Source organism: Bradyrhizobium yuanmingense (assembly GCF_900094575.1).
GTDB classification, from domain to species: Bacteria; Pseudomonadota; Alphaproteobacteria; order Rhizobiales; family Xanthobacteraceae; genus Bradyrhizobium; species Bradyrhizobium yuanmingense.
Map to the genome: position 1 here is coordinate 1 of NZ_FMAE01000057.1, position 6685 is coordinate 6685.

General features: G+C 58.5%; 7 protein-coding genes. 5 read left to right on the plus strand and 2 right to left on the minus strand.

Annotated features, from left to right (window positions below; all coding sequences use genetic code 11):
* On the plus strand, positions 1-531 hold a 531-nt coding region (locus GA0061099_RS38290; RefSeq protein WP_478209850.1), incomplete at its 5' end, for a site-specific integrase.
* Between the two features lie 676 nt (positions 532-1207).
* On the opposite strand, the gene GA0061099_RS38295 is transcribed toward GA0061099_RS38290, so the two are convergent.
* Positions 1208-1468 (minus strand): DUF1488 family protein, encoded by a 261-nt coding sequence (locus GA0061099_RS38295; protein ID WP_018642512.1) that lies wholly within the window; start codon positions 1466-1468, stop codon positions 1208-1210.
* Between the two features lie 574 nt (positions 1469-2042).
* On the opposite strand from GA0061099_RS38295, the gene GA0061099_RS38300 reads away from it, so the two are divergent.
* The 3 genes from GA0061099_RS38300 to GA0061099_RS38310 all read left to right on the plus strand — a co-directional run bounded on the left by GA0061099_RS38300 (position 2043) and on the right by GA0061099_RS38310 (position 4333).
* Complete coding sequence (locus GA0061099_RS38300; protein ID WP_074448630.1) at positions 2043-2435, plus strand: response regulator; 393 nt, start codon at positions 2043-2045, stop codon at positions 2433-2435.
* Positions 2436-2512: 77 nt separating this feature from the next.
* Positions 2513-3397 (plus strand): transglutaminase family protein, encoded by an 885-nt coding sequence (locus tag GA0061099_RS38305; protein ID WP_074448631.1) that lies wholly within the window; start codon positions 2513-2515, stop codon positions 3395-3397.
* Positions 3398-3523: 126 nt separating this feature from the next.
* Positions 3524-4333, plus strand: coding sequence for a transglutaminase-like domain-containing protein (locus GA0061099_RS38310; protein WP_074448632.1), 810 nt, complete (start codon positions 3524-3526; stop codon positions 4331-4333).
* A 223-nt stretch (positions 4334-4556) separates the two neighbouring features.
* Here the strand turns inward: GA0061099_RS38310 and GA0061099_RS38315 are convergent, their stop codons facing one another.
* On the minus strand, positions 4557-5234 hold the full coding sequence (locus GA0061099_RS38315; RefSeq protein WP_018642507.1) for a Crp/Fnr family transcriptional regulator: 678 nt from the start codon (positions 5232-5234) through the stop codon (positions 4557-4559).
* A gap of 485 nt (positions 5235-5719) precedes the next feature.
* Between GA0061099_RS38315 and GA0061099_RS38320 the strand changes: the two genes are divergently transcribed.
* Positions 5720-6091: a hypothetical protein gene (locus GA0061099_RS38320; protein WP_014493191.1), complete on the plus strand. Its 372-nt coding sequence runs from the start codon at positions 5720-5722 to the stop codon at positions 6089-6091.
* Positions 6092-6685 lie beyond the last annotated feature (594 nt).

The window sequence follows — 6685 nt, forward strand, 5'->3', positions numbered from 1 at the left end:
ACGCTCCACATCCCGACGCCCAAGGGAGGCAGCAAGCGAGCGTTCGACATTCCGCTGTCTCGGGAGATGATCCTGAGCCTCATTCGAGTGCTTCGTTTCGGCAGGCAAATACATCCGTCTCAGGCGCAAGAATGGTTGTTCCCAGCTGAGAGCGCCTCTGGACACCTGGCGGAAACAAAGGAAGATCGAGATATCTTGTCGAAATGGGGCAATGACCTTCGTCAGACATTTCGGACAATTGCCGCCGCTGCTGGCGTTTCCGAATTCGACGCCAAGCTCCTTATGAACCATTCGATCCCTGGTGTGAATGCAGGCTATGTCACTCGACACAAGCTGGTTGAAGACCACCTGCGCAGCCAGCAGCAAGCTATTAGTACGGCTGCGTTTTCTGGTCTCGGTAAGTCGCTCGTAGGACAAGGGCCGTTGTCAGATTGGCTCGGTCACGCGGCAAGCCGACGAGTCGTCAGCCTTTTCCAATTGAAGCCAGCGCCCCTCAGCGAGGAGGAGGAAAGAATTCGGCAAGCAGCCTGATCCAGGCTGCGATCTGATCGAGGCGCCCACTGCGTCCGAACGTAAGCAGCAATAGAAAAGATCAACGAAAACATTGAATCTCGTGCGGGACTGACCACCATTATCGCTATTTGTACATGGGGTTTCGGTGGTCAAACGGTGGTCGAGTGCATCAACCGACTGTTGGAGCCCGCCTGAACAACGGGCGGATATGGACTGAGCATGAGGCCGGGGCGAAGACGGCCGACCTAGCTCGCAAGCACGGGGTCTCCGAAGCGACTAACCGCGGCCGGATGAAAGTTCGGTGGCAGGTCAGATATGATAGTGGATCCGCCGCGCTCACCCATTCAACAAAAACGACGGCTTATCGCACTATTGATTTGCTCTTGTACCACCGTCGATCGGTCGAGGGACATATCCGACCTGCTGAAGCGGGGCGGACACCCATGTGCCTGCAGCAAATGCGTTAGCAGTCACTCCTTGACATCCAGGACCGCAGTCCATCGGTCCAGATGCGGCCGGCGTCGAGTGCAAATCACTGCTCGAGGGAGTTTGCAACTCTCTGGGGCAGACCATTGCCGGGCTAGAAAAGGCTACGCTCCTGCCTTGAAACAGAAAGAGACTCCATCTGCCTATAGGCACAGGCAGAGGGGTTCATTTGGTTCGGGTGCGAAACCCTTAAAAGGCGCCGATCGGCTCAAAAATTGCCGGCGACGAGATCGTAAGAGCCCCTGGTACCGCGAACGTACACCTTGGCTGCGGCGGCGCATATCAAGTCCCGATTGGAATCGAACGCGTGGAGAAGGCTCGACTCGTCGTAGCCGGTATCGGGTTGAATTCGCTTCAGCGCTTCTTCTTCGATAAAAAACGATGCCTCAATGGCGCTATCGTGTCCCCAGAATCGCACGGCACGCCGCGTGCGGTCGTATGAACGGCTATGGTTTGGAAACTCGATCATGTGGCCGGGGCAGATCCGTTGTGGAAAGGGGACTTCCTTGCCTTGCCAGCTCGACGCTATTTGCCTTTTGGACGGCCGATCTGCGACCGCCCTTGCGAGCGAAGGTGCCAAACCTGGCGCTGGAAGAGCGTTGAGGTCTCGCAAACTCTTAGATGGCTACGTGGAAAGCGAACTACAATCCCGTTCGCCCCGGTCACAGCAAATAGTTTCTGCCTGACCTCGCTATTCCGCGGACGGGCACTATATCTTGAATATCACCGCGTGCTTCCCGGCTGTTATCGGTGACTGAGAGCATCGTGCTCCCGCCGCGACCAAGAGGCGGTCAATATGTCAAACATCTCCAAATTCGGACTGCGCGAGTGGCTGGTGCCGCCGGTCGTTCTGCCGATCTTCTTCGCGTTTGTGATCGCTGGTGCGGTGCTCATTCAATGGTAGCCGCCCGCGGGCCGCAGCGGCGCAACTCTCTGAAATCATGAAATTGCATCTCAACGGATAAAGGGATGCGGCAGCGCGACAGGAACCATGGAGGGGCGTGCCGATCATCGGTGCGCACCCACAGCAGCCGTGAGTCTCAATGACGTTCGGTCCATCACGCATTCCAGCCTTCGTTCTCGTCGTAGAAGACGAGATGGTGCTCCGCAGGCGCGCAGTTGGCATGGTGGAAGACGCCGGCTACACGCCGTTGGAAGCGCTGGATACCGACGAAGCCCTCGCAATCCTGAGCTCCAGATCCGACATCGCGCTCGTTTGCGCCGACATCCAGCTGCCCGGCAGCATGGACGGCATAGGCCTTGCGCACACCGTGCGTAGACGGTGGCCGGCAATCGACGTCATCCTGATGTCCGAGAAATTGAACCCGCCGAGCATCGATCTTCCCCCTTGCAGCGAGTTCTATGGTAAGCCGCTCCAGGCTTGGCAGATCAAAGCTGGTATTCGTAGGATGATCGGCCACGCCCGAGGCGCGTGAGAGGACCCAGCATCGTCCGGCTCTCCGCGTCAAGCGGCCAGCGAGCAAGCTCTCACCTCTCGTCGATCGGCGGTACCATGGCGATCTTCCTCGTCCGGCATATCACGACATATCGGTACCGGCGCGCGGTCAGGCTCGGCCGACATCAATTGATGGCACGCCCGCGCGATAGTTTCGACCAGCGACTGATTGATTTCTCGCTCAATGTGACGCCCGAGCCTTCTGAGGTGAGGTGGCTGCACGATGTCTTCGGGAATTGCGTTGCGCAGGTCGAGTTTGGCTGTGACAGCGACAATTTGCGATTCGAGTGTGTCATCAAGGTCGACCACACGCCGGAGAATGCGCCCGACTTCAGAATTGAGGACCACGCGAAGGACCATCCGTTTGCGTATCAGGCGGAGGAGGCGCCCGACCTGGCACCCTATGTTCAGAGATGGTTCTCAGACCCGGAAGACCATCTCGGCAGGTGGCTGGACACGTTTCTCGTGCGCGGGACCAGACGTTCTACCGGACAGGTCCTGATGACCCTCAATGAAGCAATCTCGGATGGCTTCGCCTACGACCGCCGCACGGCGCCAGGAACGCAAAGTCCTTCTACGACACTCGAACGCAGGAAGGGCACCTGCCGGGATTTTGCCGTCTTGATGATTGAAGCTGCACGAAGCCTCGGCTTCGCCGCACGCTTTATCACCGGCTATATCTACGTACCGGATCGCGATGGTCCTGTCTGGCTGGGCGGGGGAGCCACCCATGCCTGGTGCCAGATCTACGTCCCCGGCTCCGGCTGGGTCGAGTTCGATCCGACCAATGGAATCGTCGGAAACCGCGATCTGATCCGCGTGGCGGTGGCCAGAGTCCCAAGCCAGGCCATTCCCCTGTTCGGCACTTATTGGGGAGCTCGTGAGGACGAGCTTGGGATGGATGTGGACGTGAACGTCAAAACAGCGGCGGCTCTGTCGTAATGTCGCTCAATGAAGAGGCAGGAACACGCCCCCCGCCAGCGCGTTGGAACTTCCGAACGCCACGCTCGATAGGCACGATCGAGATCGAAGCAGCCGCGGCAATTTGTCGACTTTGGAGGACGCCGAGTGAAGATCCGGGTCGGCTATGAGATGATCTACGACTTTCCGCAGCACACACCCATGATCATGGTCCTGGGCGTTCATTTCTCTCGGGCATCGGACGTCGTCGTGCCCGATTATCTGACCACCACGCCCTCCGTTGCGATCGTCCCCTATCGTGACGGCTTCGGTAATTGGTGCAGCCGCATCGTTGCTCCAGCCGGTCGAATGCGCCTGGCCGCTGACGGGATCGTTCGCGACACCGGCTTGCCGGACGTCGTTGTGCCCTCGGCTACCCAACACGCGGTCGAGGACTTGCCGGCAGAGACGATCGAATATCTGCTCGGCAGCCGCTATTGCGAAACCGATCATCTGTCCGATGTCGCGTGGAAACTTTTCGGGAAGGTCTCGCCCGGATGGGCCCGTGTTCAGGCGATCTGTGATTTCGTTCACAATCACATTCAATTCGGCTACGAACACGCGCGCGCAACCAAGACGGCCCGGGACGTCTTCAACGAAGGCAAGGGCGTTTGCCGAGACTTCGCGCATCTGGCCATCACGTTCTGTCGCTGCATGAACATTCCCGCCAGATACTGCACCGGCTATCTCGGCGACATCGGCATGCCTCCCCCCTACGCCCCAGGAGACTTCGCGGGATGGTTCGAAGCCTACATCGGCGGACGTTGGTACACATTCGATCCACGCAACAACGTCCCCCGGATTGGACGTGTTCTGATCGCTCAAGGACGTGACGCGGCCGACGTGCCGATTACCCAGACGTTTGGCCCTAACACCTTGGTCAGCTTCAAGGTGTGGACCGACGAGATCCATTCGTGAGCACAGGATGAAGTGAGGCTGAGCCCTGAATCGCCCCAGAGAAATGATCCCGGACTTGCGACTCGACTTGACCGTACGAAAGCGAGTTGAGCTTCTGCCGGAACGAATGTCGGTGGCGCAACTTGGTAAGGACGACCGGATGCAAACGCCCCCCACAGCATCCGAGGAAATGACGGCCTCATTGCGCCCCCACGCTCTGGGGCCGTCGCTTGGGGCGGTCCCTCTAGTCGCGCTCTCTCAGCACAGGCTTCTCGTGCAACACCGCACTCAACAATGAGTTGTGGACTTCGATGTGGCCGTTATAGCTGATGAGCCCCAATCTTCGAAACTTGTTCATGAAATAGCTGACCCGCGATCGTGTCGTTCCGATCATTTCAGCCAACGTCTCCTGATTGATGCTCGCGCTGATCGGCTGCGGACTGCCTTCCTTGCCGAAATTGGCGAGCAGCAACAGCAGGCGAGCCAGCCTCCGTTCGCTGGAATTGAATAGCTGGTCGATCAGGTCCTCCTCGATCCGGCTGTTTCGGGTCAAGAGATACGAAATGAACAGCTGGGAGAATTTCGGCTCTTCACGGATAGCCGACATCATCGCTTCTTTGGTTATCGACGTGATGACGCAATCTTCCATCGCCGTTGTCGTCGCGATCCGCAGAGGATGACCATTCATGCATCCCTCGCCGAAGAACTGACCGGGCTCGAGAATGGCGACGACTGCCTCCTTGCCCTGCTCCGAAACGACCGTCAGCTTGACCTTGCCGCTTTGAATGTAGAACACCGAGTCAGCAGCGTCGCCCTGCTGAAACACATGCTGGTTCTTGCGAAACGTCAGAATGGCTTTGCCGGCGCCCACCTTGCCGAGAAAATGTTGGGGATCGAACGTGTCCTTGGACGGCTTCGCCACGCGTGGACTCCTTTGAATCGACCAAACTTGTTCGCTTCGATCGGCTGCCAGGGAACGGCTTTCTTGACCAAGCGGCGAACGGTTGCTCCTTGCCGGCCAGACCTTGCGGCAGCGGCCCTATTGGGCAGAATTTACTCCCTGATTGTTCGCAATTCTAGGGAAGAGCCACTTTCCAAAGGGCGCGGCTCATTGCGCGCCCATCAGCAGGCATTCTCGGGCGAAGCGACGGTCGCCCCGCGCGTGGCACGACTTTACGATGGAGCATGGAAGTATGCCGACCCGGCGGCACGACGCGCTGGTCAATATAGCTCACCATGGAGTTAGGCAGCGCCCGAACTCCTTGCGGGCCCTGCTTTGCACCCCCTCGCTATTCGACGCTTCCATACCCATATCCTGTGTGTCTGATCGGACCATCGGGCCAATTGAGTGCAACGCCCCGCGACAGGCTGCCGGCCTGAATAGGTCGCCGACAACAGGAGGATTCCATGCCACTTGCGCGCTTTCGAATCGATGAAGGACCGCACACGATGGACGGGCTCCGACTCATTGCACGGGATGGCAACAAGCAGGTCGAGGCATTCATGAGCCGGAAGGTGATGGACGTCTGGGCGGAATCCGTCGAGCATCTTGGAGGACGTCAAAGTCTTTTCCGAGATCAATACAATGCGCTTGGTAGACTGAACCTCCCCGCACTCCAACGGATTGTGCGCGCGAAGTACGAGCGAGGTGCCGCGTTCAACCGCCAACATCCCTTCGTGGAGGTCCTGTTCTCTGACATTTCCGAAAGTGGCGAGACCTTGGATCTAAGTGAACTGGTTCGAGAAGCATTGCCCCCGGCATTTCATAGGCTGACCTAATATCCTGAAGGCAGGCAGCGACCGAAGCGTATGCTTCCGGCTCGCCGGATTCAGCACATTTACTTGCGAGTGAGCAATATTGACCAGCAAGGCGCCAAGCCAGGTTTCAATATGACTTCCGTAGCTCTCGGTGAAGGAAAGTCAGCGCGCCGCCTGGCCATGGTCGATGTCATGTCGTCACTTCTGCGCAAGCGAACAGACAAACAAATCGGCTACAGCGTCTCGCAGCTCGTTCAACTGCGCCATCAGATGCTCCGGTTTGCTCGGTCGCTCCCCCCAGGACCTGACCGAAATCAGCGGCGGCAAATCGCGTCTTCCTTGCGAAGCCTTGCCAGACGCAAGCGGTGAACCGGCTGTCCCTGATGACGAAGTCAAGCATTGCAAGACAAGATAAAGTTGGGGGCCGCCGGCTCGTTGCCAGCCGTGGCAGGCTCGGTTCGACAAGCGGGCGATGCGCCTTACATCGGACGAGGAACGTACGGAGCGCAAGCGTCGACGGACAAGAGACCCGAATCTCGCCCCGGGGGGCTCGACCGCTTCGACCGGCCGAGGAAAAGGAGTGGTTCAGATGATGGTGCCAGTGAAAACCGAGGA

Coding starts and splice junctions, on each gene's coding strand:
- GA0061099_RS38295 (WP_018642512.1), bottom strand. CDS start 1,468: ATGATCGAGTTTCCAAACCATAGCCGTTCATACGACCGCACGCGGCGT.
- GA0061099_RS38300 (WP_074448630.1), top strand. CDS start 2,043: ATGACGTTCGGTCCATCACGCATTCCAGCCTTCGTTCTCGTCGTAGAA.
- GA0061099_RS38305 (WP_074448631.1), top strand. CDS start 2,513: ATGGCGATCTTCCTCGTCCGGCATATCACGACATATCGGTACCGGCGC.
- GA0061099_RS38320 (WP_014493191.1), top strand. CDS start 5,720: ATGCCACTTGCGCGCTTTCGAATCGATGAAGGACCGCACACGATGGAC.